This is a genomic window from Aminobacter sp. UC22_36 (assembly GCF_044056035.1).
Classification (GTDB): Bacteria; Pseudomonadota; Alphaproteobacteria; order Rhizobiales; family Rhizobiaceae; genus Aminobacter.
This window is the reverse complement of the sequence record NZ_CP171996.1, coordinates 3,327,188-3,353,778: the sequence shown is the minus strand read 5'-3', so window position 1 is coordinate 3,353,778 and position 26,591 is coordinate 3,327,188. Positions and strand designations below refer to the sequence as shown.

Annotated in this window: 21 protein-coding genes, 2 tRNA genes and 3 pseudogenes; 19 read left to right on the top strand and 7 right to left on the bottom strand. The window is 61.8% G+C overall.

Annotated elements, in window-relative coordinates:
* Position 1 precedes the first annotated feature (1 nt).
* The 7 genes and pseudogenes from ACHMW7_RS19880 (at position 2) to ACHMW7_RS19850 (ending at position 6,415) form a co-directional block, all read left to right on the top strand.
* A complete protein-coding gene (locus ACHMW7_RS19880) occupies positions 2–997 on the top strand; it encodes an MBL fold metallo-hydrolase (RefSeq protein WP_395447238.1) in 996 nt (331 codons plus the stop codon).
* Positions 994–2,158: pseudogene (locus ACHMW7_RS19875) on the top strand (ABC transporter substrate-binding protein). Before ACHMW7_RS19880 ends, ACHMW7_RS19875 begins: the two are co-directional and overlap by 4 nt.
* 76 nt (positions 2,159–2,234) lie before the next feature.
* Positions 2,235–3,149, top strand: a complete 915-nt coding sequence (locus ACHMW7_RS19870) for a branched-chain amino acid ABC transporter permease (RefSeq protein ID WP_395447237.1) — start codon at positions 2,235–2,237, stop codon at positions 3,147–3,149.
* A 19-nt stretch (positions 3,150–3,168) separates the two neighbouring features.
* Complete coding sequence (locus tag ACHMW7_RS19865) at positions 3,169–4,152, top strand: branched-chain amino acid ABC transporter permease (RefSeq protein ID WP_395447236.1); 984 nt, start codon at positions 3,169–3,171, stop codon at positions 4,150–4,152.
* Positions 4,149–4,906: pseudogene (locus ACHMW7_RS19860) on the top strand (ABC transporter ATP-binding protein). Before ACHMW7_RS19865 ends, ACHMW7_RS19860 begins: the two are co-directional and overlap by 4 nt.
* Complete coding sequence (locus ACHMW7_RS19855) at positions 4,900–5,601, top strand: ABC transporter ATP-binding protein (RefSeq protein WP_395447235.1); 702 nt, start codon at positions 4,900–4,902, stop codon at positions 5,599–5,601. The pseudogene ACHMW7_RS19860 and the gene ACHMW7_RS19855 overlap by 7 nt, the downstream one beginning before the upstream one ends.
* A complete protein-coding gene (locus tag ACHMW7_RS19850) occupies positions 5,588–6,415 on the top strand; it encodes an aspartate dehydrogenase (protein ID WP_395447234.1) in 828 nt (275 codons plus the stop codon). The genes ACHMW7_RS19855 and ACHMW7_RS19850 overlap by 14 nt, the downstream gene beginning before the upstream one ends.
* A 29-nt stretch (positions 6,416–6,444) precedes the next feature.
* Here the strand turns inward: ACHMW7_RS19850 and ACHMW7_RS19845 are convergent, their stop codons facing one another.
* Complete coding sequence (locus tag ACHMW7_RS19845; RefSeq protein ID WP_395447233.1) at positions 6,445–7,326, bottom strand: M23 family metallopeptidase; 882 nt, start codon at positions 7,324–7,326, stop codon at positions 6,445–6,447.
* 321 nt (positions 7,327–7,647) lie between these two features.
* Between ACHMW7_RS19845 and ACHMW7_RS19840 the strand changes: the two genes are divergently transcribed.
* Together ACHMW7_RS19840 and ACHMW7_RS19835 are read left to right on the top strand one after the other, a co-directional pair.
* Positions 7,648–7,770 carry a hypothetical protein gene (locus ACHMW7_RS19840; protein ID WP_395447232.1) on the top strand — a complete coding sequence of 41 codons (123 nt, stop codon included), beginning with the start codon at positions 7,648–7,650 and terminating at the stop codon, positions 7,768–7,770.
* 206 nt (positions 7,771–7,976) lie between these two features.
* A complete protein-coding gene (locus ACHMW7_RS19835; RefSeq protein ID WP_395447231.1) occupies positions 7,977–8,951 on the top strand; it encodes a hypothetical protein in 975 nt (324 codons plus the stop codon).
* Positions 8,952–9,453: 502 nt separating this feature from the next.
* Here the strand turns inward: ACHMW7_RS19835 and ACHMW7_RS19830 are convergent.
* A tRNA-Val gene (locus tag ACHMW7_RS19830) sits at positions 9,454–9,529 on the bottom strand.
* 213 nt (positions 9,530–9,742) lie between these two features.
* Here ACHMW7_RS19830 and ACHMW7_RS19825 point away from each other — a divergent pair.
* Positions 9,743–9,819: transfer RNA gene (locus ACHMW7_RS19825), tRNA-Asp, on the top strand.
* A 344-nt stretch (positions 9,820–10,163) separates the two neighbouring features.
* On the opposite strand, the gene ACHMW7_RS19820 is transcribed toward ACHMW7_RS19825, so the two are convergent.
* Positions 10,164–11,438, bottom strand: a complete 1,275-nt coding sequence (locus ACHMW7_RS19820) for a M23 family metallopeptidase (RefSeq protein WP_395447230.1) — start codon at positions 11,436–11,438, stop codon at positions 10,164–10,166.
* A 393-nt stretch (positions 11,439–11,831) separates the two neighbouring features.
* A complete protein-coding gene (gene bcp, locus ACHMW7_RS19815; RefSeq protein WP_395447229.1) occupies positions 11,832–12,299 on the bottom strand; it encodes a thioredoxin-dependent thiol peroxidase in 468 nt (155 codons plus the stop codon).
* A gap of 103 nt (positions 12,300–12,402) precedes the next feature.
* Between bcp and ACHMW7_RS19810 the strand changes: the two genes are divergently transcribed.
* Together ACHMW7_RS19810 and ACHMW7_RS19805 are read left to right on the top strand one after the other, a co-directional pair.
* Positions 12,403–13,035 (top strand): hypothetical protein, encoded by a 633-nt coding sequence (locus tag ACHMW7_RS19810; RefSeq protein WP_395447228.1) that lies wholly within the window; start codon positions 12,403–12,405, stop codon positions 13,033–13,035.
* A complete protein-coding gene (locus ACHMW7_RS19805; RefSeq protein WP_395447227.1) occupies positions 13,019–15,805 on the top strand; it encodes a DUF3971 domain-containing protein in 2,787 nt (928 codons plus the stop codon). Before ACHMW7_RS19810 ends, ACHMW7_RS19805 begins: the two co-directional genes overlap by 17 nt.
* A 76-nt stretch (positions 15,806–15,881) precedes the next feature.
* On the opposite strand, the gene tyrS is transcribed toward ACHMW7_RS19805, so the two are convergent.
* The gene (tyrS, locus tag ACHMW7_RS19800) at positions 15,882–17,135 is read right to left on the bottom strand and encodes a tyrosine--tRNA ligase (RefSeq protein ID WP_395447226.1); all 1,254 of its coding nucleotides are present in this window, start codon (positions 17,133–17,135) and stop codon (positions 15,882–15,884) included.
* Positions 17,136–17,240: 105 nt separating this feature from the next.
* On the opposite strand from tyrS, the gene ACHMW7_RS19795 reads away from it, so the two are divergent.
* The 4 genes and pseudogenes from ACHMW7_RS19795 (at position 17,241) to ACHMW7_RS19780 (ending at position 21,698) form a co-directional block, all read left to right on the top strand.
* Positions 17,241–18,368 carry an anhydro-N-acetylmuramic acid kinase gene (locus ACHMW7_RS19795; protein WP_395447225.1) on the top strand — a complete coding sequence of 376 codons (1,128 nt, stop codon included), beginning with the start codon at positions 17,241–17,243 and terminating at the stop codon, positions 18,366–18,368.
* Positions 18,343–18,939: a GNAT family N-acetyltransferase gene (locus tag ACHMW7_RS19790; protein WP_395447224.1), complete on the top strand. Its 597-nt coding sequence runs from the start codon at positions 18,343–18,345 to the stop codon at positions 18,937–18,939. The genes ACHMW7_RS19795 and ACHMW7_RS19790 overlap by 26 nt, the downstream gene beginning before the upstream one ends.
* Positions 18,940–19,034: 95 nt before the next feature.
* Positions 19,035–20,394, top strand: a pseudogene (locus tag ACHMW7_RS19785) (esterase-like activity of phytase family protein).
* Positions 20,395–20,696: 302 nt separating this feature from the next.
* Complete coding sequence (locus ACHMW7_RS19780; RefSeq protein ID WP_395447223.1) at positions 20,697–21,698, top strand: hypothetical protein; 1,002 nt, start codon at positions 20,697–20,699, stop codon at positions 21,696–21,698.
* A gap of 291 nt (positions 21,699–21,989) precedes the next feature.
* Here ACHMW7_RS19780 and ACHMW7_RS19775 read toward each other — a convergent pair whose 3' ends face one another.
* Together ACHMW7_RS19775 and ACHMW7_RS19770 are read right to left on the bottom strand one after the other, a co-directional pair.
* Complete coding sequence (locus ACHMW7_RS19775; RefSeq protein ID WP_395447222.1) at positions 21,990–22,640, bottom strand: FMN-binding negative transcriptional regulator; 651 nt, start codon at positions 22,638–22,640, stop codon at positions 21,990–21,992.
* A 14-nt stretch (positions 22,641–22,654) separates the two neighbouring features.
* Positions 22,655–23,329, bottom strand: coding sequence for an alpha/beta hydrolase (locus tag ACHMW7_RS19770; protein WP_395447221.1), 675 nt, complete (start codon positions 23,327–23,329; stop codon positions 22,655–22,657).
* A 218-nt stretch (positions 23,330–23,547) separates the two neighbouring features.
* Between ACHMW7_RS19770 and ACHMW7_RS19765 the strand changes: the two genes are divergently transcribed.
* From ACHMW7_RS19765 to ACHMW7_RS19755, 3 genes are all read left to right on the top strand, one after another.
* Entirely contained in the window at positions 23,548–24,711 is a 1,164-nt protein-coding gene (locus tag ACHMW7_RS19765) for a cysteine desulfurase family protein (RefSeq protein ID WP_395447220.1), read from the top strand.
* A gap of 171 nt (positions 24,712–24,882) precedes the next feature.
* Positions 24,883–26,400: a Fe-S cluster assembly protein SufB gene (sufB, locus tag ACHMW7_RS19760; protein WP_395447219.1), complete on the top strand. Its 1,518-nt coding sequence runs from the start codon at positions 24,883–24,885 to the stop codon at positions 26,398–26,400.
* A complete protein-coding gene (locus ACHMW7_RS19755; protein ID WP_184768936.1) occupies positions 26,400–26,561 on the top strand; it encodes a hypothetical protein in 162 nt (53 codons plus the stop codon). The genes sufB and ACHMW7_RS19755 overlap by 1 nt, the downstream gene beginning before the upstream one ends.
* Positions 26,562–26,591: the final 30 nt, after the last annotated feature.

Below are 26,591 nucleotides of genomic sequence, written 5' to 3'. Positions count from 1 at the left end.
CATGAAGGTTGTCAGGCGACATATCAGGGAACTCGGCATCGAATTGGAGCAGCTGCTGGCTGGTTCAGTCGTGGTGACCTGCATCCCTGATATGGCCAATGTCGCCTGGCCGGCCAAGGCGCTCTTCCCCGGACTGTCGCGCGAGGATCTCGATGCCGCCGCGCGTCGTTCGCCCACAGGTACCGTCGATCCGGAGGGCGAGACGGTCGCGCTCAGCTTCAACTGCTACGTCATTCAGACGCCTGATTACGTCGCGCTGATCGACGGCGGCATCGGCGATGGCAAGGAGCGGCCGCACCGCCCGGCCTGGCATCGCCGCAAGACGCAATTCCTCGACACGCTTGCGGCCATCGGCGTTTCGCCCGAGCACGTCGACATCGTCATCAACACGCATCTGCACGCCGACCATGTCGGCTGGAACACCAGGCGGGAAGGCGAGACCTGGCAGCCGACCTTTCCCAATGCGCGCTACGTCGTTGCAGAAGCCGAGCTTGCCCATTGGACCAAGGTCCAAGCGGCCTCGACCGACGGCAATACGCTGAATGGCGCATTTGCGGACAGCGTGTTGCCTATCATCGAGACGGTCGGCTTCGAGGCGGTCGCCTCCGATGCCGAGATAGTCGCCGGTCTCCAGTTGAAGCCGGCGCCCGGCCATTCGCCGGGCATGGTGGTGGTGTCGTTGGCAACAGGGGAGGGCGAGCTGCTGTTCCTCGCCGACGCCGTGCATCACCCACTGCAGCTCGGCGATGACGGCATCGTCTGCAACTTCTGCGACGACCCCGAGCAGGCGCGTACGACACGCATCGCACTGCTCGCCGATGCGGCTGCGGCCAGCACTGTGCTTGCGCCTTACCATTTTCCCGCTCCTGTCTTCGGTCGGCTGACGACGGAAGCGGCTTCTTTCCGGTTCGTGCCTCTCGATGTCGAGGCGACCGGCCAGCCGGCTCACAACAACGCGCGTCAGCAAGACGCCGCCCAGAGGAGAACTGACCCATGAAATTCAGGACTACATTGCTCGCCGCCTCCGCCATCGCGCTGGCCACGCTGCCGGCCTTCGCTGCCGACGCCGTCAAGATCGGCATGATCACCACGCTTTCTGGCCCGGCCGGCTATCTCGGCCAGGACATCCGCGACGGCTTCAAGCTCGCCATGGAAGACGGCAAGCTCGGTGGCGTGCCTGTCGAACTCGTCGTTGAGGATGATGGCCTGAAGCCAGGGCAGGGCAAGCAGATCGCCGAGCGCTTCCAGAGCGAAAACGGCATCAAGCTGTTCACCGGCATCGTCTTCTCCAACGTTGCCGGCGCCACCGTGCCCGACATCGTCGATGGCGGCGCGTTCTATGTCAGCCCGAATGCCGCGCCGTCGAACCTGGCCGGCAAGGAGTGCAACGAGAACTACTTCGTCGTTTCCTGGCAGAACGATTCCTTGCACGAAAAGTGCGGGCCAGAACGCCACCAATCTCGGCTACAAGAAGGCCTTCGTCTTGGCCCCGAACTACCAGGCCGGCAAGGACGCCATCGCCGGCTTCAAGCGCTATTTCAAGGGTGAGATCGCGGGCGAAATCTACACCCGCCTCGACCAGACCGATTTTGCCGCCGAGCTCGCCCAGGTCCGCGCCGCCAAGCCCGACGTGGTGTTCCAGTTCCATCCGGGCGGTCTCGGCATCACTTTCCTGCGCCAGTACGAGCAGTCGGGCCTGATGAAGGAAGTGCCGATGGTTGTCGCCGAGCCGTCGATGGATGGCGTCACGCTCGCTGCCGTCGGTGATGCCGCCATTGGCCTCAACGTGACGAGTCACTGGAACTCCGACTTCGACAACGCCGCCAACAAGAAGTTCATGGACGCCTGGAACAAGACCTACAATCGTCCGGTGACCTACTATGCCAGCCAGGGTTATGACGCAGCTCTTGCCTATGCTTCGGCGCTGAAGGCGACCGGCGGCAACATCGATGATGCCGACGCGTTCCGCACGGCACTGCGCAAGGCCGATTTCGAATCCGTGCGCGGCAAGTTCGCCTTCGGCCCCAACCAGCACCCGGTGCAGAACTGGTACGCACTGAAGGTCGAAAAGGGCGACGACGGCAAGCCGGTGCTGAAGACTATCGGCGAGGTCCTCAAGGACCATGGCGACGCCTACGCCGCTGAGTGCAAGATGTAGGCTCGACCGGTTCACCGTGGCGGGCGGCAGCTGCCGCTCGCCAATTTTCCAGCTTCCCCAATCGAAACGACAGGCGATGACGCTCTTCCTCGAACAAATGCTGAATGGCGTGCAATTCGGCGTCATGCTTTTCCTGCTGGCGGCCGGCCTGACGCTGATCTTCGGCATCATGGGCGTCATCAATCTGGCGCACGGCTCGATCTACATGATCGGCGCCTATGCCGGCACGTGGGTCGCGACCGAGACCGGTTCGTTCTGGCTCGGCATTCCGGCAGCCCTTGCGGCTGCTGCCGTCACCGGCGCCGCGATCGAATTCCTGGTGGTTCGGCGACTGTATGGACGTGACCATCTCGACCAGGTGCTGGCCACCTTCGGCCTGATCCTGATCTTCAACCAGACGATCACCATCCTGTTCGGACGCCAGCCGCTGTTTGTGTCGATGCCCGAAATACTGGGCGGCTCGGTCGAGCTCCTGCCCGGCCTCGTCTATCCGGTCTATCGTCTGGCAATCATCGCTGTCGGCCTGCTTGTTGCGATCGGGCTCTATCTTTTGATCAACAAGACCCGCATCGGCATGCTGGTGCGCGCCGGCTCGACCAACCGCGAGATGGTACGGGCCTTGGGCGTCGATATCCGGCTGCTCTACACGCTGGTGTTCGGCCTTGGCGCGCTGCTCGCCGGTCTTGCCGGCTTCATGGCCGGCCCGATCCTCGCCGTGCAGGTCGGCATGGGCGAGCAGATCCTCATCACCACCTTTGTGGTCGTGGTCATCGGCGGCGTCGGTTCGATCCGTGGCGCCTTTTTCGCGAGCCTCATCCTCGGCATCGTCGACACCGGCCTGCGCGCCTATCTGCCCGGCCTTTTGCGCCAGGTCATGGTCGGCCCGGAGGCCGACGCGCTTGGCGCCGGCATCTCGTCGATGGGCATCTATCTGTTGATGGCGATCGTGCTTCTCATCAGGCCGAAGGGCCTGTTCATCCGAAATTCCTGAACTAGGCGCTGACTGGCCCATGGACAAATCATTCAAGCGACCCGCTTTGCTTGCCGGCGTGCTGATTGCGCTGATCGCATTGCCTGCGGTCGCCGACGCAACCGGCTATGCCGCGCTGACATCGCTCGCAACCCGCGTGCTGATCTACGGCATTGCGGCGGCGAGCCTCAACTTCGTGCTCGGCTATGGCGGCATGGTGAGCTTCGGCCACGCGGCCTTCTTCGGCATCGGCGGTTATGTCGTTGGCATCCTTTACCAGCACTATTCGCTGGGCGAGCCGCTTTTCGGCTTCATTTCAGGCACCAACCAGATGCTGATCACCATCCCGGTGGCGCTGGTGGTCTCCGGCCTGATGGCGGCGCTCATCGGTGCACTGTCGCTGCGCACCGGTGGCGTGCAGTTCATCATGATCACGCTGGCCTTCGCGCAAATGCTGTTTTTCCTGTTTGTCTCGCTGAAAACCTATGGCGGCGATGATGGTCTGATCATCCGCCGCGCCAATGAACTGCCCGGTCTCAACATGCGCGACAAGCAGACGGTCTATTATGTCTGCCTGGCGATGACGGTGCTGTTTTTCTTCACCCTTTGGCGCATCGTCAATTCGCGTTTCGGCAACGTCATCGTCGGCCTGCGCCAAAGCGAAAAGCGCATGGCGGCGATCGGCCTGCCGGCCTATCGCTACAAGCTGATGGCCTTCGTCATATCGGGCATGGGCTGCGGCCTGGCCGGTGCGCTGATGGCCAATTTCCTGCGCTATGCCAGCCCCGACATGATCCACTGGACCAAGTCGGGCGAACTGATGGTGATGGTCATCCTCGGCGGCGTTGGCACGCTGTTTGGCCCGCTGCTCGGTGCCGCCGTGTTCATCGTGCTTGAATCCATCCTCGCCTCCTGGACGGAGAACTGGCAGCTCGGCCTCGGCCTGATCCTGCTGTTCGTCGTGCTCTACACCCAAGGCGGCGTCCAGGCGCTCGGTGCCCGTCTGCTTGGGAGGCGCGCATGAGCACCCCCGTTCTCAACGTCCAGGGCATGGTCAAGCGCTTCGGCGGCCTGCTTGCCACCGACCATGTCGATCTGACCGTGAAGCCGGGCGAGATCCACGCCCTGATCGGTCCGAACGGGGCCGGCAAGACGACGCTGATTGCGCAGCTGATGGGTGAGCTCAAGCAGAACGCAGGCACGATCGAACTTGACGGCCAGCCGATCACCACCTTGCCGACCGCCAAACGTGTGTCGATGGGGCTGGCGCGCACCTTCCAGATCACCTGCCTGCTGCCCGATTATACGGTGCTGGACAACGTCGCCATCGCCGTCCAGGTGCGGCAGGGCCACAGCTTCCGCTTCTGGGCAATGCCCGGCATGAGGTGGCACTGCGCGAAGACGCGCGCAGCTACCTTTTTGGTGCCGGGCTTGCCGACCGTGCCGACGAGCTGGTCGCGAACCTGTCGCATGGCGAGCAGAAGCAGCTTGAGCTGGCGGTGGCGCTCGCCACCAGGCCGCGCCTGCTTTTGCTCGACGAGCCGATGGCCGGTCTCGGCCATGTCGAAAGCCAGCAGATGATCGAGATGCTGCGCGGCCTCAAGAACCAGGTTTCGATGCTGCTGGTCGAGCACGATATGGAGGCGGTGTTCGCACTCGCCGACCGCATCTCGGTGCTGGTCTATGGCCGCATCATCGCCACCGGTTCGGTCGACGAAATCAGGGACAATCCGGAAGTGCGCACCGCCTATCTGGGTGAGGGAGACGAGCTATGCTGAGCGTCGCCAAGCTGCAGTCGGCCTACGGGCGAAGCCAGGTGCTTTTCGACGTCGCGCTGGAGATCGGCGACGGCGAGGTGGTGACGCTGCTCGGCCGTAACGGCATGGGCAAGACCACCACGGTCAAGTCGATCATGGGCCTGCTCAAGCCGCTGTCGGGTGAAATCAGCTTCACCGGGCGCAATGTCTGCGGCGCCACGCCCGAAACCGTGGCGCGGCTCGGTGTCGGTCTGGTGCCCGAGGGGCGCCAGACATTTGCCACGCTGACCGTGCGCGAAAACCTCGTTGCCACCGCCGCCAATCGCCTCGGCCGCAAGGATGCCTGGACGCTTGAACGCGTCTACGCGCTGTTTCCGCGCTTGCGCGAACGCGCCGGCCAGGCAGCCGGCACGCTGTCGGGCGGCGAGCAGCAGATGCTGGTCGTCGGCCGTGCGCTGATGACCAATCCCAAACTGCTCATCCTCGACGAGGCGACCGAAGGCCTTGCCCCGGTCATCCGTGCCGAGATCTGGGGCTGCATTGAGGCGCTGAAGGCGGAAGGGCAGTCGATCCTTTTGATCGACAAGAACCTCAACGTGCTGAAGCGCCTGGCCGACCGCCACTACATCCTTGAGAAGGGTCGCACCGTCTGGTCCGGTACCGGCGAGGACCTGACCAACAACGCCGAGCTGGTGCAGCGTTATGTCGGCCTCTGACGAGCGCAAGCGTCGTCTGCGGCTCTGCTTCGTCGGTTGGGGCGCCATCGCCGGCCGCGTTGGCGAATTGCTCGCCGAGCGGCAGCCGGAGGGCGTGGAGATCGTGGCCATCGCCGTGCGCGACCCCGAACGGGAGCGCCCAGATTTGCCGGAAGGTGTGCGTCTGATAACCAGCCCGGAAGAGCTGCGCGGGCTCGACATCGACATGGTGATCGAAGCGGCTGGCCGCCCGGCCGTCGCCATCTGGGGCGAGGCGGCTTTGCGGCATGCGGCAAGCTTCGTGGTGTCCTCGGTCAGCGCGTTCACCGATGAGTCGATGCTCGGGCTGCTTTTGGCCGTCGCCGAGGAAACCGGCAGCCGCATCGTCGTCCCCTCGGGCGCGCTTGGCGATCTCGGCGCTCTGGTTGCCGCATCGGTCCTGCCGGTCGACGAGGCAAGGCATACCATCATCAAGCCGCCGCTCGCCTGGAAGGGCACCCGGGCTGCTGAGATGATCGACTTGGACAGGCTTGCCAGGCGCACGGAGTTCTTCGCCGGCACGGCGCGTCAGGCTGCGGACGCGTTCCCGCAGAACGCCAACGTCGCCGTCATCTCGGCCTTGTCGGGCATCGGCCTCGATCGCACACGTGTCGTGCTGGTCGCCGATCCGGCGGCCTCGCGCAACATCCACGAGATCAGTGCCACTGGCGCCTTCGGCAAGCTCGACCTGAGGCTGGAGAACGAGCCGCTGAAGACCAATCCGAAATCATCCGAGATGACCGCGCTCAGCCTCGTCCGTTTGATCGAAAACGCCGTCGCGCCGCTGGTGCGCTGAGCGCCGAGGCGACGACGCCCTGCTAGCAGCTATCTGGCTATCAGCGTGTTGCGCACCGGAACCGCGCCGTTGAACGACATCTGGACGCCAGTGCCGGAGCGTGCATCGATGGCGTGGATGTGCAGGTGCGGTTCGGTGCTGTTGCCGGAATTCCCGACCTGGCCGATCGGAGCGCCTGCCACGATCCTGTCGCCGGCTGCGACCGCAACGCTTCCCTTGCGCAGATGGGCAAGCTCGATGTTCAGATCGCCACAGGAAACCACGACATGGTTGCCGGCGGGATTGTCGCGGTCGGTCATGGGTGGCGCAAGGTCGGGCAGTCCGTCCACTGCGGCCAGGATAGTGCCGTCGCAAGGACTGAGCACTGTCTTGCCGAAGATGACGTAACGGGCGGGTTCGGCCGGCAACAGCCCCGTCGCGCGGAAGCCCGAATCGTTGACGGCGGTGATGTCGAGAGCATGCCGATGCGCAGGGTGATCGCTGTGATGGTTGAGCACGCCTATCGTGCCGCCATGTGCCATCACGAAACGTCCTGCCTCGAGTGGAAAGGTAAAACCGCGCGGGTTGTGTCGGCCAACAATGCCGCTCATAACATAGGCAACTGCCGTCCCGAAAACCACGACAGAGGCGAATGCCGTGAGATGGCCGGGGATGATCGAAGAGCCAACTGCCGGCAGCCAGGGTCGGCGCAGATGTCGCCAGGCTGAGACCGCTGCTGCTGCCGCGAACAGGCCGACAAGCACGACGCGGCTCCACATCCCGGCGATGTTCCATCGCGCGACGATCACAACCAAGATCACCAGCACCGTGCTTTCTGCCAGTACCAGCAGCCAGCCCAGTCGGCTGGGCTCGTCGAGTCGCCACAACCGCCAGCAGAAGGCCAACGGCAAGGCGACGGAGACGAAGGACATCAGGGCGACGACTGCAAGCATTGCCTAGAGATAGGCAGTCGGGCCGGCGTTGCGAGGGCGAAGTGGGCGCGCGGTCGCGGCAACACGTAGCCCCGTCATCGCGGCTACTTTCGGGGCCGTTAGTCGCGCCGCGCTCACGTTTTGATCTGGATCGCCTGGGGCGGCGCGACGTGCTGGGCCCGAAACTCGCATCGAATATGGGGGTCGGCGAGAAAAGTTATGTCATCGTCAAAGCAGCAGGTCGCGAGTGCTTCGATGACGATATTCGCTACGCCGACGTCGTTTGATGATTGATAGGTGGCCGGCGAGCAGCAAAATGATGTGGTCGAGAAACTAGGCGGCAAGGCCGAGGTAATGATCAGCGAAGAGGAAGCCAACGCCGACGTGCTGTCGCTCAGGTGGGGCGTTATCGAACTGTCTCGTTACTTCTTCGCATCACAGTAGCTAGGCGAATACACGAATACAAACCTAGGTGGTGCCCTTGCGGGCTCGTAATAGGTGATCTTCTTCAGCTAAGGGCAACGCAAGGGTACAACGCGCTCAGGCAAGTGGCGTGACTTCTAGCCGACGGATCGAGATCAGAGTTCGCAAGCGCAACGTGACGGAAACAACCGTCATCGGGGACTGAGCCAACTCAATTGCAATCTCAGATGACGATGTCATCATTGACGGAGACGGTTTCAACAACCAACAGTGAAATCGAGAGCTCCGATGCTCTTTTGAACGTAACTTTTTCGGCGGGGGATTTCATGCTCGAAGAATTGGGAATCCAGTTCCTGGGCGCTACAGAGGCGCAACTTGGTTTCATCGGCTACATTGCGGCAGTTATTGGCGGATTCATCTCATGGGCTACAGAAAAGGCAGATGTTGAGCTGCCGCGTGCGCCCTATTTTGCCTTCACTGCGGTCTTGATGGTTTGCGTATCTGCGTTGCAGTTTGTTTGGCTGCTGACAATTCCAGCTATCGCCGGCGGATACGTGTGGGTGCTGGTTGTCAGCGTCTTGGGCGGGACGGTCATCTTCGGCTACTTTCTTGGCAAGATCGGCATGGCAAGGTCCCGCGACATCAATGGCAAAAACGGTTTGATGGCCTTGGCCTTCATACCTCTTGCCAATCTCTATATGCTGTTCACGCCTTCGAAGAAGCCGTCCAACTTCAAGCCAATCCGTATTCTGAGAGGTGGGGTTGGGGTTACTTTTGGCTTCCTAATGCTCTTCCTGACGCCCGTTTTGAACACCGTGTTCGAGGAGGCCTCAAACAACATGGTCGAAAGCTCTAGGCCAGAAGCTCAGCAAGCAAGCGTAGAGTTCTTGCTTAAATCGGAAGGGCTGGAAGGAACGTTTGCTTTGATGGCAGCGGAAGGCAAGCCCCCAATTCCGGTCGATGAGATAACGACGCTCACCAAAATCGAAGCCAGGGGCTCACAGCTCTTCAGGACGTTCACAGTGACCAAGGAAATTGAGTTCACTACTCAGTTTCAGAATGACGTCACCAACAGTCTCTGCGGCTTCGATGTATTCGGCCCATTGCTGAAATCAGGTGGCATCTTCAATGAGGTCTACGTGCGTCCAGACGGATCCATCATTGGGTCGGTCGCCATTTCGCATAGAGATTGCAGGATCTAGGGCCGCTACCTTCCTTAGTAACCTTCGAAGGCCTTCCTTCTGACTTCTGTTAGATCTGCCTCATCGCAGACCTCACGCCAGTTCGACCGAGTAATCTCAACAGCACCGTCGATGATCGTTCGAGCGTTGTTGCTGCCAGACAGGAAAGGTGAAGTCGCGCGGGCCGTGTCGGCCGACAACACCGTTCGTCACATAGGCAGGCGCGGCCCCAAAATCACCGCCGAGGCCAATGCCGGGATATGGCTTGGGAAAATCGACGAGCCATCCGCCGGCAGCCAGGGCTTGCGCAGGTGTCGCCAGGCAGAGACCGCCGCCACTGCCGCAAACAGTCCGACAAGCGCGATTCGGCTCCATATCCCGGCAATGTCCCATCGCCTCGGAGCCGCCCATCGCCTTTGTCTTTCAAGGGGTTGCCACCGCCACGTAAACAGGCATTTTCGTGGCCGTGGAAATAAAGGCCGCCGAAGCGACCTTGTATGCTGCTGAAAGCCTTGAGAAAAAATGGTGGGCGATGACGGGCTCGAACCGCCGACATCTTCGGTGTAAACGAAGCGCTCTACCAACTGAGCTAATCGCCCCAACCGCGCGGAGCATTAAGCGGTTCGGCTGTGATCTGCAAGTTCAAATACATGCCGCAAGGGCAGGCAAGTGTGTGCGAAAGCCGGGTTTTCGCGGCCTTGAAAAATAGACGACGAAGATTGTCGATTATCTCTTCGATGTCGCTTGACACCTACCAACGAACGCCGTAATTCACCGCCAACGACGCGGCGCCCAGCGCCAACGTCCAGAGCGCGGGTGTAGCTCAGTCGGTTAGAGTGCCGGCCTGTCACGCCGGAGGTCGCGGGTTCGAGCCCCGTCACTCGCGCCAGTTTTTCAAAGGCTTAGCCTTTGCCGACTGATCCTCTAGATTAAGTTTGCCGCAAGCGCCGATGGCGCTGGACGGCATTTTCTCCTCCATCCTGAGAGCACGTTCGTGCTGCTGTTGTCAGCAGCGTCGAGACACGAATCGTGCGCGCGCAAAAGCTCCGCCGACGGCGATTCGTGCTGCTATGCGACGCGCATGGTGGGGCGTTGGCTCTTTGAGCCTGCGCATCGGCGTTGCTGGACGCTTTCACCTGGATTTCGCGACCGCGCCTTGGACGCGCGATGCGCACCACGGCTCCTTGAACCTGTGGACGACAGTTTCCGGACGCCACCTTTCGAAAGCGTGACTCAGAGATATTGGCCGAGCTTCTTGCCGGCCTTGATGAAGCGAAGCGGATCGACGGCGTCGCCGTCGCGGCGCACCTCATAGTGCAGATGCGGGCCGGTCGAGCGGCCGCTGCTGCCAACTTCGCCGACCTCGTCGCCGGCCACGACCTTCTGGTCGGGGGCGACAAGCACCTTGCTCAGATGCGCATAGCGCGTGGTGAAGCCGCCGCCATGGTCGATCTCGACCATCCGGCCATAGCCGCCGTTCCAGCCGGCCTTGGTGACGACGCCTGCGGCGGTGGCGCGCGCTGGCGAGCCGTAAGGCGCACGGAAATCCATGCCCGAATGCAGGGCAGGCGTGCCGATCAACGGATCGGTGCGGACACCGAAGGTGCTCGAGATCGAACGGCCGGCGGCCGGGTTGGCAAGCGGCAGTTTGCGCGCCTCCTTCTTGAGCCTGTCGAGTGTGTCGAGCGCTTCGTCGAGTTCCTTAACTTTGCTGTCGAAGGCCATCGGGTTGTCGAGCGTCACCAGCGGGCCGCCAACGCCCGATTTGCCGAAATCGGCGGCGACGGGCAGTCCGGCATCCTCGAGCGCCTCGGTGATCGCCCCTGCGGTCTGGTAGGCGTTCTCGGCAAGCGTACCGATGCGCTCGACCTGGTCGGTCTCGATGGTGCGTAAAGACTTGTTGATGGTGACGAACAGCTTGTCGGCGCGGTCGGCCCGGCTTTCGCTGTCCGGTGCGGCCGACCTTGTCGACCAGAACGAGAATGGGCGTACCGCTGTCGCATCGGCTGCGGCATAAGCGAGCGGCGCGGTCTCTCCGAATGTGTTGCCGGTAAGCTCGGCGCGTTCGTCCGCAGTCTTGCCGGACGGTGCGGACGCCGCCGCGTCTGCGCCTGCCTTGTCGAGGATCGGCCCAAGTCTCCCATGGCGCTGGCTGAGCTGCGACTGCCGCTCCAGCAACTCACTGACCTTGGTTTCCATCAACTGCTGGTCGAGCAGCTGCCGACTGGTGATGCGATCGACCTGGGCGCGAAGGGCAGAGATCCGGTCTTCATAGGAATGCTGCATGCGCGCCTGGCGTGCGGTTGCCGCGCCGATTAGATCGTCGCGCAGCACGAGATAGGATGTGGCCAGGAGATAGCCGACAGCGATGGCAGCGAGGGCTGAGCCGGCGGCGGCGGCAACCCATGGTCGCACGGTGAAGTGCCGGATCTCGTTGCCGCGTGCAATGATGACGGTATGGGGTTCTTTGCGCCTGCCGAAAACGGCGGACTGACTTGCTGCTTTCACCGGACCGAACTCTCATCACGAGACAGCGACGATCCGATTACACATTATTAGGGTTAACAAAGCTTTGCACTGCTGGCTGGATGGCAAACCCTGTGCGCATCCAGATGCAAGAATAGAAACCCCGTCATGCAAAAGCAGGGCGGGGGTTTCTTTGCAAAAAAATAGCAGTTAATGCTTTTTGATTGCCGATGTGTAAGTTCAATGCAGGCAACTGGTTCAGTGATTGCAGCGAACCATGTCCATCAGCGCAGGAATAGCCAAAGCAGGATGATAATCGGGATCGGAATGCCGATCATCCAAAGAACGATACTGCGGAACATCTTTGTTCTCCCTATAAGGTCGTCCCGTCAGAAACGTCGGGCAAGGGAATTGGTTCCGCAGTTGATGATTTCGCTACAGCGCTTTCACCGCCTCCAGCACCTCTGCGGCATGACCGGGAACCTTCACCTTGCGCCAGATCCTTGCGATTTTGCCGTCGGCACCGATCAGGAAGGTCGAGCGCTCGACCCCCATATATTTGCGGCCATACATGGATTTTTCGGCCCACACGCCATAGGCCTCGAGCGCCTTTCGCTCCTCGTCGGCGACAAGGTCGATGCCAATTTGGTGCTTGGCCTTGAATTTGTCGTGTTTCTTGGTGCTGTCGGGCGAAACGCCGATGACGACCGCTCCAGCCTTTTCGAACTGAGGCTTGAGCTGAGTGAAATCGATCGCCTGCGCTGTGCAGCCTGATGTGTCGTCCTTGGGATAAAAATAGAGGACGACAGGTTTGCCGGCGAAGTCGGAAAGCGTCAGAATGCCGCCGCCGTCGCGTGGCAAAGCGAATTGCGGGGCGGTTTGGCCGGTCTCGAGTTCAGACATATCGATACCCTTGTTTGAAGTTACGGGGTGAGCCCGCAAGGATGTCAGGTTAACAATGCCGGACTTGGATTCGTCCACGACCGAAACGACTACGGGACATCGCGTGGATCAGGAAGTGCCCCGGCACGAGAAAATCCGTTTCAGACGTGACGAGATCACTGATCTCGGCACGATGCCGTCGGCTGCCGGCCAGGAGCTTTCGCGCCCGCGTACGTCCGTGCGGCGGCGCGCGGGACATTGCGTGCTGGCGGCGGTCGCGGTGGTCGGCTCGCTGGTCCTGCTGGCGATCATCGCGATCGAGGCAATCGGCTATTCAGGAATCGGCCAGGACCGGCTGCGCGCCGAGGCCGAACATGCCATCGAAGGCCTTGCCGGCGTCGATGTCGACGTTTCAATGGGGCAGGCGCGGCTGACGCTCGATGGGTTGAGGCTGATTGCGGTCGAGGTTCCCGACGTCAGGCTGACGCGCGCTGGTGGCACCGCCATGGCCGAGGCTGGCCTGATGCGCTTCGGCATCCGGCTTCTGCCGCTGCTGACAGGTAACGTGCGCCTCGGCAATGCCAGCATTTCCGACGCGCGCATCGTTGTCGATGCCATGCCGGCAGGTGGTGGCTCCGACTGGAGCGCTGCATTGCGCAATCCAGATGGTCTCATCGACTCGCAGAAGCTGCTGAACGAAACGTTCCGTGGCATTCACCGCGGCTTTGATGCGGTCCAGTATGACGCGCATGCGTGAAATCGCGCTGGCCAACGTCGATTTTGTCCTGCCTTCGGGCGGCGAGGTCAAAGTAGTCCGTGTCGTTCAGGCCTCGCTGGTCAAGACGCGGCTGGGCGAACTGCGTGTCGGCGCCAATTTCGACATCGATGGCCGTGATGTCGAACTCGCGGCGTCGGCCGCACGCGAAGCCGGTGGCGGCCGTATCGCTGCGCTCGACGCCACTGTGTCGATGACCGATCCGCTTGCCGGCATGACCGACGTACCTGCGGCCAAGGCAAGCCGCATCGGTTCGGCCGACCTCGTCATTACCGGCCGCGAAGGCAGTGACGGCGAAGGTTCCGAACTGATCGCCAAGGGATCGATCTCCAAATCGACGCTGGATCTGCACGAGCGCGGCCAGCTGGTCGGCGATGTCACCGTCGACCTGCGCCTTGCCGATGGCGAAAACAAGCTTGATGTCCGCCAACTTCTGGTCAGCACCGGTCGTTCGACCTTCGATTTCAACGGCGCAGTCGGCCCGCGCCCGGCAACGGGCATCGCAAGCGACAACCCGGCCTACCGTTTCGAATTGATGAGCCGCGAATCGCGTCTGGCGCCGGACGAATCGCCCGAGCCGGCACTCAGTTTCCTGGCTCGCGTTGCCGGCACCTATGATGTCGTCACCAAGACGCTGTCCGCCGAGCAGATCGGCTTGAAGTCCGGGCCGGGCGGTGAAGCGCTCGGCAAGGCGTCGATCCAGTTCGTCGACGGCAAGGCGCCCGGCATCTTCGTTGCTTTCAACATCCACGACATGTCGGTTGCGCATGTAAAGCAGCTGTGGCCATGGTTCTCGGCGAGAAATGCCCGGCTCTGGGTGCTGCAGAAGCTCTATGGCGGGCGTGTCGTCGACGGCAACGTCCAGTTCGACGTCAGGCCCGACCGGCTCGGCAATGGCATACCGCTCAACGCGCAGGAGGTGTTCGGCCGTTTCGAGATCGATGGCTCGCGTTTCGATACGGCAGGCCGCATTCCGCCGATCCGCGACGCCAGGGGCATTGTCGAGTTCCACGGCAACGACGTTGATGTGTCGCTGTCGCAAGGCACCGTCTTCATGCCCAGCGGCCGCACTGTGGCTGCGAGCAACGGCAAGCTGAAGGTCGTGAAGGCCAATGTCATGCCGGTCATCGGTTCGCTCGACATCGACGTCGCCGGCAGCGCCGACGCCGTGGCCGAGCTTGCCTCCTACGAGCCGATCAACGCGATGCGCCATGTCGGCATCCTGCCTGAAGAGTTGACCGGAGACGTCACCGGCAACGTTCAGGCCGACATCCCGCTGACCAGCGGTATCGATACCGACAAGCTCGATTGGAAGGTGGCGCTTGATTATGACGGCCTCGCGGTTGCCAAGGCATTTGACGGTCAGAAACTGACGGAGGCGGATGGAAACATCACGGTTACGCCCGACAAGGCGGTGATCGCGGCCAAGGGCAAGCTCAATGGCGTGCCAGCCGAACTGGATCTGGTTGAGCCGTTGCGCGGCGAAGGCGAAAAGGAGCGCAACGTCCAGCTTGTGCTCGACGACAAGACCCGCAATGCGATGATGCCCGGCCTGTCCGATCTGTTGTCCGGCACCATCAAGGTCGATGTCGAACAACTGGGCGAAGGCAAGCGCGACATCGTCGCCGACCTGACCGCGGCCCGGCTAGATCTTCCATGGGTTGGCTGGAGCAAGGGTCCCGGCATTCCGGCTAAGGTTTCGTTCGTCATGAACAGCGACGGTCCGCGCGCGACCTTGTCCGATTTCAACCTGAGCGGCAAAAGCTTCAGCATCAAGGGCGACGTTTCGTTCGCCGACACCAACCTGTCGTCGGCCAGTTTCAACGAAGTGAAATTGAACCGCGACGACGACGTTTCGGTGAAGATCAAGCGGTCGGGCAAAGGTTTTGCCGTTCAGGTCAACGGCAATGCGCTCGACGCGCGCGCGCTGATCAAGCAGTTCATGGCCGACACCGACAAGGCCAGCAAGTCGACGGGCGGATCCTCGGTCTCGGTCAGCGCCAAAGTCGGGACGCTGATCGGATTCAGCGGCGAAAAACTCTCCAACGTCACGCTCGAATATGCCGGTGCCGGGTCGAAGGTCGGCAGCCTGAACGTCAACGCGGTGGCGAGTTCGAGTGGACAGATAACGGTCAGCAATGCGCTGCAGGGCGGCGGCAGGCGCCTCGATGTGCGTTCGGCCGATGCCGGTGCCATCCTGCGCTTCCTCGACGTTTATGCCCGCATGCAGGGCGGCTCCTTGGCACTTGCACTGGAGTCCAGCGGAGATGGGCCGCTCAAGGGCCAGGTCGATGTGCGTGATTTCGTGGTTGTCGACGAGCCGCGGCTTGCATCGATCGTTTCCAGCAAGCCAGCAGGCGACGACCGCAGCCTCAACCAGGCGGTGCGCAAGGACATCGATGTCTCCAAGGTGAAATTCGAGCGCGGCTTCGCCCAGATCGACAAGCGTGAAAAATACCTGGCGCTGGAGAACGGCGTTTTGCGCGGGCCACTGATCGGCACCACCTTCCAAGGCGTGCTCTACGACCAGCAGGGTCAGATGAACATGACCGGCACCTTCATGCCGGCCTATGGGCTCAACCGCATCTTCGGCGAATTGCCGCTGGTCGGCGTCATCCTGGGCAATGGCCGCGATCGCGGCCTGATCGGCGTCACCTACAAGCTGTCGGGCGATGCCAATGCGCCCAAGCTGCACGTCAACCCGCTGTCAGTGATAGCGCCCGGAATCTTCCGGGCGATCTTCGAGTATTGAGCATAAGCCAACGCTCGTCTCCAGACATGAAAATGGCCGGCATTGCCGGCCATTCTTGTTTGCGATGCGTGGCCAATCAGGCCGGGCGCACCAGAATGTGCTTCTTCTTGCCAAGCGACAGCTTGACCACGCCTTCCGGCGTCAGGTCGGCCGTCGTTACGGAGCGGCGCTCATCATTGACCGATTGATCGTTGATGCGCACCGCACCGCCTTGCACGTGACGGCGTGCTTCGCCGTTGGACGCTGCAAGACCGGCGCGAACGACCAGCGACAGCAGGCCAATGCCGGCTTTCAGCTCGTCGCCGGCGACTTCCACCGTCGGCAGTGACTCGGCCAGTGCGCCTTCCTCGAAAGTCTTGCGCGCTGTCTCCTCGGCCTGTTCGGCGGCAACACGGCCGTGAACAATGGCAGTCGCTTCGGTCGCCAGAACCTTCTTGGCGTCGTTGATTTCGGACCCGCCAAGGGCTGCCAGGCGCGCGATTTCGTCTAGCGGCAGACGCGTGAATATCTTCAGGAAGCGCTCAACGTCAGCATCCTCGGTGTTGCGCCAGTACTGCCAGAAATCATAGGGCGAAAAGACGTCGTCGTTGAGCCAGACCGCCCCATTGGCGGATTTGCCCATCTTTGCGCCCGACGAGGTGGTCAGAAGCGGCGTGGTCAAGGCGTAAAGCTGCGGCGTCCCCATGCGATGGCCGAGGTCGACGCCATTGATGATGTTGCCCCACTGGTCCGAACCGCCCATCTGCAGGCGGCAATCATAGCGGCGGCTGAGTTCGACGAAGTCGTAGCCCTGCATGATCATGTAGTTGAATTCGAGGAACGACAGAGACTGTTCGCGGTCCAGCCTCAGCTTCACACTGTCGAAGGAAAGCATGCGGTTGACGGAGAAATGGCGGCCAACGTCGCGAAGGAATTCGATGTAATTGAGCTTCAGCAGCCAGTCGGCATTGTTGACCATGAATGCATCGGTCTTGCCTTCGCCGAAACGCAGGATCCGGGCGAAGATCTTCTTGATGCCCTCGATGTTCGACCCGATCGCCTCAGGCGTAAGCAGCTTGCGCTGCTCATCACGGAAAGAAGGGTCGCCGACCATCGAGGTGCCGCCGCCCATCAACGCGATAGGCCGGTGTCCGGTTTCCTGCATCCAGTACAGCATGGTCGCCGAGATCAGATTGCCGATGTGAAGGCTCGTCGCGGTGGCGTCATAGCCGACATAAGCCGTCACGGTCTCCTTGCGGAACAGATCGTCGAGGCCGGTTTCATCTGAGACTTGATGGATGAAGCCGCGCTCGGAAAGGGTGCGCAGGAAATCGGATTTGAAGCCGGACATGGTTCTTTCTCTTGGCGGACGATTGGATCGGGCGATCCGGCATTGGATCGGCGAAGCTGGGGCTTTAGCATCTGCAGGCCCGGAATCACAAGGATGGCGGACTTCATGGCGGTTATCACTGCGATCGGACTGATGAGCGGAACCTCGATGGACGGCATCGACCTTGCCATCCTGCGCACCGACGGGGTCAACGAGATCACCGTTGGCCCGTCGATGGCGGTTGCTTACGACGCCGCCTTTCGCCGCCGTATCGAGGCTTCGCTGGAGACGGCCAAGTCGATCGTCCGGCGCGAGGATCGTCCCGGTGGCCTTGCCGAACTGGAGCGTGAGATCACGCTCCGCCACGCAGCGGCGGTCAGGGATTTCATCCGCGCTTTGCCGGCCGCGTGGCAGAATGCCGATCTGATCGGCTTCCACGGCCAAACGGTGCTGCATCGTCCTCATCTTGGCGTCACAGTGCAACTTGGCGACGGCGCCTTGCTTGCGCGCGAAACCGGCATTCCTGTCGTCTACGACATGCGCGCCAACGACATGACCCATGGCGGGCAGGGCGCGCCGCTGGTGCCGGCCTATCATGCAGCGCTCGCCCGCTCGCTGCCCGAGCCCTATGCCGGCATGAAACCAACCGTGTTCGTCAATGTCGGCGGCATCTCCAACATCACCTACGTTCCCGACAGAGGCGACCCCGTCGCCTTCGATAGCGGCCCCGGTAACACGCTGATCGACCAGTGGGTCAGTCGCGAGGGCGGGGTGCCCTATGATGCCGGCGGCACCATTGCCAGCGAAGGCGGCGTGATGGTCGATGTGGCCGAACGCTACCTCGACAACCCGTTCTTTCAGAAATCCGGACCGAAATCCCTCGACCGCAACGATTTCACGCTTGCGCTTGCCGAAGGTCTGGAGCTATCAGACGGCGCCCGCACGCTTGCCCATGTCTCGGCCGAAGCGATCCTGAAATCCGTCGAGCACCTGCCAGAGCCGCCAAAGCTCTGGATCGTCTGCGGCGGCGGCCGCAAGAACCCGCATGTTGTCGGTGACCTCCGGGCTGGCGCGGAAAAGGCCGGAATGCAGGTGATCGTCGCCGAAGACGCTGGCCTCAACGGTGATGCCACCGAGGCCGAAGCCTGGGCCTATCTGGCGGTGCGTTCGGCACTTGGCCTTCCACTGACCTTCCCGACGACAACCGGCTGCCGCGTGCCGATCAGCGGTGGGCTGCGCGCCGAGCCGAGCTGAGACAAACCGCAAGATGCTCGAAGAAACTGTACTGGAAACGTCACGTTTGCTGCTTCGCATCTGGCGTGACGAAGATCTGGACGATCTCGTCCGGCTGCATTCGCAAGTTGACGCCTCACGCTACCTCTCCCGTGACGGAAAGCCCTGGACGCGCGAGGAAGCAGCCGGACGGATGGCGGCTTGGGTCGAGGAATACCGGCAATTTGGCATCACAAAGCTGAAGCTGCTGCGTCGAAAAGACGGACGTTTCATCGGGCGTGCCGGCTTTTCCTTGTTTGCAGCTACCGGCCAGTTCGAGCTCGGCTATGCGATTGCACCGGAGTTCTGGGGGCAGGGCTACGCCACGGAGATCGCTGGAGCGCTGCCTGGCTTGTTCTTCGACCGCAATATCCGGGACCATTTCATCGCCTTTGCCCATGTCGACAATGCCGCCTCGTTGAAGGTGCTGGAAAAGATCGGCATGCGTTACCAGCACACCGGTCCGATGAACGGGCTTTTGGCGCGTGTCTATGCGATGAGTCGCGCGGATAGGGTTGCTCTGGCGGCTGGCGGCATCCGCGCCGAATCCTGATCGGGGGACTTCATCAAAGTTTCATCGAGGCGTCACCCGCCCGACATGGCGTGGACCTAGCTGGAGGGCGTTCCTTCAACCAATCGGGGTCCACCATGCGACGCTCTCTCTATCTGGCTGCTGCCGTTCTCGCGCTCACCACCGCTTCTGCCTTCGCGGACGAGACGGAATTCAAGGCAACGCTCGCCGGACACGCGATTCTGCCGGCAAACACCATCATCGCGGCACCCGAAAATGCGCCTGAGCACCTGCGTACATCGGGCAAGTTCACGACCCCTGACCGCAAGCGCGCCGAAGGCCTCGGCACCGTTCCGGGTAAGGACGGCGTCCGTCTGACCGGTCTGTCGCTGCCGTTCGACGGCCAGCCCGTGCAGGGGTTCTCTGGCATCAAGGCTGTCGGCGACGGCACGTTCTGGTCGCTGTCCGACAACGGCTTTGGCAACAAGCTGAACTCCACGGACGCAGCGCTGATGCTGCACCACGTCTCGTTCGACTGGGACAAGGGCACAGTCAATCGCCTCAAGACGCTGTTCCTGACTGATCCGGACCGCAAGGCGCCGTTCCCGATCGTGCTCGAAGGCTCCGACACTCGCTTCCTCACCGGCGGTGACTTCGACGTCGAATCGATCCAGCCGGTTGCCGACGGCTTCTGGGTCGGCGAGGAGTTCGGCCCGTTCCTGCTCAAGTTCGATCTTGACGGCAAGCTGACCGATGTCGTCGGGACGGTCGTCGATGGCAAGCCGGTCAAGTCACCCGACCATCCGACGCTGACGCTGCAGGCCAACCCGTCGCTGCCGCTGCCGGCGTTCAACCTCAAGCGCTCCGGCGGCTATGAGGGCCTCGCCCAATCGAAGGACGGCTCCAAGCTCTACGGTCTGCTTGAAGGCGCGCTGTTCAAGGAAGACGGTACGATGGAGCAGGCCGAAGGCAACCGTGCGCTGCGCGTCATCGAGTTCGACGCCGCCAAGAAGGAATGGACCGGCCGCAGCTGGCTCTATCCGCTCTCGGCTGGTGGCGATGCGATCGGCGACTTCAACATGATCGACGCCACCACCGCACTCGTCATCGAGCGCGACCAGGGTGCCGGTGTTGCCGCCAAGGCATGTGCTGACGCCAAGAACCCGCAGCCGGACTGCTTCGCCAACCCGGCCTTGTTCAAGCGCATCTACAAGATCGAGATGTCCGACGCCAATGTCGGCGGGGCTGTCCGCAAGATCGGCTACATCGACCTTATGAACATCGCCGACCCCGACAACAAGAAGCGCCAGGGCGGCGGCGAGGGCTTCTACGACATGCCCTTCAACACAATCGAGAACGTCGATCTGGTCGATGCCACACACATCGTCGTCGGCGACGACAACAACCTGCCTTTTCTCGGCCGGTCGTTCTCTCGACAAGGCCGACGACAACGAGTTCGTGTTGCTCGAAGTCGGCGAATTCCTCAAGGCCAAGTAAGGCCCCGCTGTCTGAACTAAAAGCGTCCGGGCCGCGTACGCGGCCCGGATTCATTTTATGAAATTCCTGCGCCAAGTAGCTTGCGATAAAACAAGAATCCGTCGTCCGTTGCTTCGACTGCCGCCGGCACGACCTCGGACACGGTCTCGGTCGGATTTGCTGGAAATGGTGTTGGTCCTAAGGGCCTCGACGAATTCATGCCGTCAGCCCTCTTGGCGCACAACGCGCAGCATCGGCCGCAAGACCACCGGCTTGCCGGCGCACCCTGTCCAATCTAGCGTCCCGTCTGCGGGGGATAGCCGATGGACGAGTCGAAAGCGGGGTCGCGTGTCGACAAAGACGCGTGGGAGCGCGAAAGCAACTGGCTGAGTGCTGCCATTGCAGGCGGTGTTCTGTTGCTTGTTGGTGCCGGCTTCGCACTCTGGTGGGTACTCTCGGTAGACAAGGACATTGAGCGTCTGACGCGTGTTCAGATCGCCGCGCCTTTCGGGGTTCTCGCGGTTGCTGCCATAACGTTTTTTACGATCGTTTGGCGCGGGTTGATATCCGCGAGGCAGGCGGATACTGGCCTTGAGCAGCTTGAAGGGCTGCGCAAGCAGATTGCGCTGACGGAGGAGAACAACCTCTCCGCTTTGTTGCAGAAAGGCGCTGAACTCCTGGCCGACGAGAGCCTTTCAAAAGTTTCTGCGGGGGCAGCGACGTTGCAGGCAGTGGCCGAGGCGCCCAATCGCAAGTTCCGGAACGCGGCGGCCACACTGCTCGTCGACTACATTCAGGAAAAGGGCAGGCAAGGCCATAGAGCCAAGCACGTTCGTCAGGTCATTGCAGCGGTCAACGCTGCCGCGAAGACCAATGGCGAACGCTTCCCGAGCACCCTGGATATTACCGGCGACCGTGACGATGAGAATGACAATGTGTGGGAGCTCGTTACTGGGTGCGAAAAAGTCTCTTACAATCGCGGCCGCATTTACGAGGTCGACTTTGCCAGCGTCGACACGCGAGGTTTCCTTTTCGCCAACGTGACATTTTACGGGTGCAGGGGATTGGATGTTTCCGCCTACAACATGTTCGAGTGTATCTTTGTCGACTGCGCCATTTCGAGGCTGCACAAGACGGAAGCTGGCATGAACGGATTCATGCGATGCAATTTTTCCGGGGCGGTCATCGAATTTGACTGTATCGACGACCTCCAAGGTGAAAATCATTATTTTTACAGTGACAATCCGCCGAAGCTCACGGAAGGCGACACTCGCCAGGTTGTCTGGGAGGACGTCTTCACTGTGCGTGATGACATCCTGTTTTAAGTTCGTGCGGCCCCTTTAGCCGCCCTGCACGCTCGATCAGCGCCTTGACGATGCCCTTGCAGTGCTGGCTGGCGCTCACGAACAGCATTTCCACCTTCTGGCCGTCTAGGCCGATGAGCCGACGGGCGTGCCGTCTTCCTCTGCCACCAGCACTTCGAGCGGGCGGAAGAACTGGATGTCGTCTTCGCTGAGGAAGTGATACGTGGCGACGGCATCCTCCCAGATGGCAACAAGCGCGGCATTGTCGGCCGCGACGCGGGATGTTCATGAGATGCTCCAGGTCGGGAAGGGCTATTCGCCCGTCAGCCCGCCATATCGCCGGACCAACTGCGCCATGCCGTCAGTAGCCCGCTGGTCGGCCTCGATGCCTTCGGCGACGCCGATGCGGTCGCCGACAGGCCGGTTCTGGCTGACTTTCCATTTGCCGTCGATGCCGGTGATGTCGATCTCGAGCCCGATGACGCCTTTGATCTGGGCCGCGATGTAAGCGTCCGGCGCGTCGGTCACCTGCCACGGCTCCGCCCGGTCAGCCTCGTGCGTCTTGGTGAGCTCGGCGATCTGGCCGGCGAGCCAGTCCTTGTCGTCGATCACTCGCGCGGTGCCGCGCACCTGCACCGTCGCATAGTTCCAGGTCGGCACGACCTTGCCGGTTTCGCGCTTGGTCTCGTACCAGGACGGCGTGATGTAGCTGTCGGCGCCCTGGAACACCACCAGCACCGGCATGTCGGGCGTATCGGCCAGCAGCCGCCATTGCGGGTTGGCCCGCGCCAGATGCGCCCGCAGCCTGCCGTTCGGCCCGACATCGGCATCGAGGAGGAAGGGCAGCGGATTGGCCACCGGGCCCGCCGATCCGTTACAGATCAGAAGGCCGAGCGGATGGTTGCGGATCAGCGCATGCAGAACCTCCGGCCGCGTCTCGCGAAACAGCGGGGGCTGATACATGCGCGGAACTCCTCTTAGCGCAGGCGCTTGGGACGCGGGTCCGAAAGCTCGCCGGCGAGACGACGGTCGAGATAATCGGCGCATTCTTCGATCACCAGCTCCGGATCGTTGCCGAAGAAGTGGTTGGCACCGGTCAGCGTCTTCTGGGTGATGGTGATGCCCTTTTGCGTGTGCAGCTTGTCGACCAGGCCCTGTACATCCTTGGGCGGCGCTACCTTGTCGGCATCGCCATGGATGATCAGGCCCGACGACGGGCACGGCGCCAGGAACGAGAAGTCATAGGTGTTGGGCTGGGGCGCCACCGAAATGAAGCCCTCGATCTCCGGCCGGCGCATCAAAAGCTGCATGCCGATCCACGACCCGAAGGAATAGCCGGCAACCCAGCAGCTCTTGGAATCAGGATGCAGCGACTGGACCCAGTCGAGCGCTGCGGCCGCATCCGACAATTCGCCGGTGCCGTGGTCGAATTCGCCCTGGCTGCGGCCGATGCCGCGGAAATTGAAGCGCAAGGTGGTGAAGTCGCGCTTCTGGAACATGTAGAAGAGGTCGTACACGATCTTGTTGTTCATCGTGCCGCCGAACTGCGGGTGCGGATGCAGGATGATGGCGATTGGCGCGTTCTTTTCCTTGGACGGCTGATAACGACCTTCCAGGCGACCCGCCGGACCGGTAAAAATGACCTCTGGCATAAACTACTCCACTTGACGCAAAGCCGATGAAACAATCCTGTGCCCAGCCTTGACGCGAGGGACGCGTCTTCTTAGAAGCTAGTTTAGAACTGTTCAAAACTGGGTGGCGAAACCGCCCGTTTGGCAAAGCGGGTAGATAGGACGGCTCGCCTTGGAATTTCAAGGAAATTGCGCGTCCCCACACCCAAACGTGATTTGACAGGGCAGATTGAACGGAAATGGCCGGATCGCGCGCCTATCTCGACCACAATGCCAGTGCGCCGCTGCTGCCCGCAGCGCGCGCGGCCGTGGTTGCGACGCTTGATGTCACCGCCAACCCGTCGTCGGTGCACAATGAGGGCAGGGCTGCCCGCAAGATCATCGAGGATGCCAGGCGCGATGTCGCTGCCCTCGTTGGCGCCAAGGCAGAGCATGTCGTTTTCACCTCAGGTGCCACCGAGGCTGCGACCACGCTGCTTTCGCCGGACTGGCGCATGGGTCGAGGTGTTGTGCGCATGTCGCGCCTCTACGTCACCGAAGCGGACCATCCTTGCATCCTGAATGGTGGCCGTTTCCTGGCCGAGCGCATCACGCGGCTCCGCGTCGACGCCAACGGTACGATTGATCTGGCTGCGCTTGAAGCAGCACTCACCGCCCACGACAAGGCGGAAGGCCTGCCGCTGGTGGCGATCCACGCCGCCAACAACGAGACCGGCGTTGTCCAGCCCTTCGCAAAGATTGCCGAACTGGTCAAAGCCGCAGGCGGCGTTCTTGTGGCTGATGCCGTCCAGGCCGCTGGGCGTATTCCTCTCGATATGTCAGCCGGTTACGCCGATTACCTGATTCTGTCGTCGCACAAGATCGGTGGCCCCAAGGGGGCCGGCGCCATCGTCGCCCAAGCCGACCTGATGATGCCGGCACCGCTGGTCACTGGCGGTGGCCAGGAAAAGGGCCACCGCGGCGGCACCGAAAACCTGTCGGCGATCGCGGGTTTTGGCGCGGCGGCGCGCGAAGCCTTGGCAGGGCTCGCCGAGATCGACCATGTCCGTGCCATGCGCGATCGCATCGAGGATTTGGTCATCCGGCTTGTTTCCGATGCTGAAATCTTCGGAAAGGCAGTCGAACGGCTTGCCAATACGACATTCTTCGCTATTCCGGGCATCAAGGCCGAGACAGCGCAGATCGCCTTTGATCTTGCGGGCGTTGCGCTCTCTGCCGGCTCGGCCTGTTCGTCGGGCAAGGTCGGTCCCAGCCATGTGCTGAAGGCGATGGGCTTTGCCGACAATCTCGGTGCGCTGCGGGTTTCGATTGGCCGGCAGACATCCGAGGCGGACGTCGAAAAATTCGAAACGGCTTTGGCAGCGCTTCTTTCGCGCCGCACGGACCGTACGAAAGCCGCCTGATCGGCGGAAAATTTGGCCCAAGGGCCAGTGAACGGGTGTGTCAGGGGTGCCAAAGGCATCCTTCCGGGTGAATTCCCGGCAAAAACACACTATATGGAACTTACGCCGCTCCAGCGGTGCCATAGTTTGAAAACTGTCGGGCCTTGACCCCGGCGTGGATGGAGAACGCTTATGCCTGCTGTGCAGGAAACGATCGAGCAGGTCCGCAAGATCGACGTCGACCAATACAAGTACGGCTTCGAATCGTTCATCGAGATGGACAAGGCCCCCAAGGGCCTGAGCGAAGACATTGTCCGCTTCATCTCGGCCAAGAAGGGCGAACCGGAATGGATGCTCGAATGGCGCCTCGGCGCCTATCGCCGCTGGCTGACGCTTGAAGAGCCAAACTGGGCGCGCGTCGACTACCCCAAGATCGACTTCCAGGACATCTACTTCTACGCCGCTCCCAAGAGCACGCCCGGACCGACCTCGCTCGACGAAGTCGATCCCGAGATCTTGAAGGTCTATGAAAAGCTCGGCATTCCGCTCCGCGAGCAGGAAATCCTCGCCGGCGTGGAAAAGACCGTCGATCCGGACCTCGAAGACGTTGGCGACAACGTCTACAAATCGGGCCGTGTCGCCGTCGATGCGGTGTTTGATTCGGTGTCCGTCGTCACCACCTTCAAGGACGAACTGGCCAAGGCCGGCGTCATCTTCTGCTCGATCTCGGAAGCCATCCGCGAACATCCCGAGCTGGTGAAGAAGTATCTCGGCACCGTCGTGCCGACGTCGGACAACTATTACGCGACGCTGAACTCGGCCGTTTTCACCGACGGGTCGTTCGTGTTCGTACCCAAGGGCGTTCGCTGCCCGATGGAGCTGTCGACCTATTTCCGCATCAACGAGAAAAACACCGGCCAGTTCGAGCGCACGCTGATCATTGCCGAGGAAGGGGCTTACGTCTCCTATCTCGAGGGTTGCACAGCACCGCAGCGTGACGAGAACCAGCTCCACGCCGCCGTTGTCGAGCTGGTTGCGCTCGACGATGCCGAGATCAAATATTCGACCGTCCAGAACTGGTACCCGGGCGATGCCCAGGGCAAGGGCGGCATCTACAACTTCGTCACCAAGCGCGGCGACTGCCGTGGCGACCGGTCGAAGATCTCGTGGACCCAGGTCGAAACCGGCTCGGCCATCACCTGGAAGTACCCGAGTTGCATCCTGCGCGGCGACGACAGCCGTGGCGAGTTCTACTCGATCGCGGTTTCGAACGGTTACCAGCAGGTCGACAGCGGCACCAAGATGATCCATCTCGGCAAGAACACGTCGAGCCGCATCATTTCCAAGGGCATCGCCGCCGGTTTCTCGCAGAACACCTATCGCGGCCAGGTTTCGGCGCACCGCAAGGCGACCAACGCCCGCAATTTCACCCAGTGCGACTCGTTGCTGATCGGCAACCAGTGCGGCGCGCACACCGTGCCCTACATCGAAGCCAAGAACGCCACCGCTCAGTTCGAGCACGAGGCGACCACCTCGAAGATCTCCGACGACCAGAAGTTCTACGTCATGCAACGCGGCATTCCCGAGGAGGAAGCGATTGCGCTGATCGTCAATGGCTTCGTCAAGGAAGTGATCCAGGAACTGCCGATGGAGTTCGCCGTCGAGGCGCAGAAGCTGATCGGCATCAGCCTTGAGGGGAGCGTCGGCTGATGGACCCAGTGTCGATGGTCTTTTACGCGGTCGTTTGCGGCGGGCTCGCCGCGACGGCACCGTCGTTCCAGTCGCGCCCGGCGCGGCTGGTTGTTGGGACCATCACTGGCATCATTGCCGCAGCCCTTTTGCCGTTGCTGCGGCGCACATTCGGGATCTGAGATCCCGCTTCGCGCCGGCGACGTCAGTGA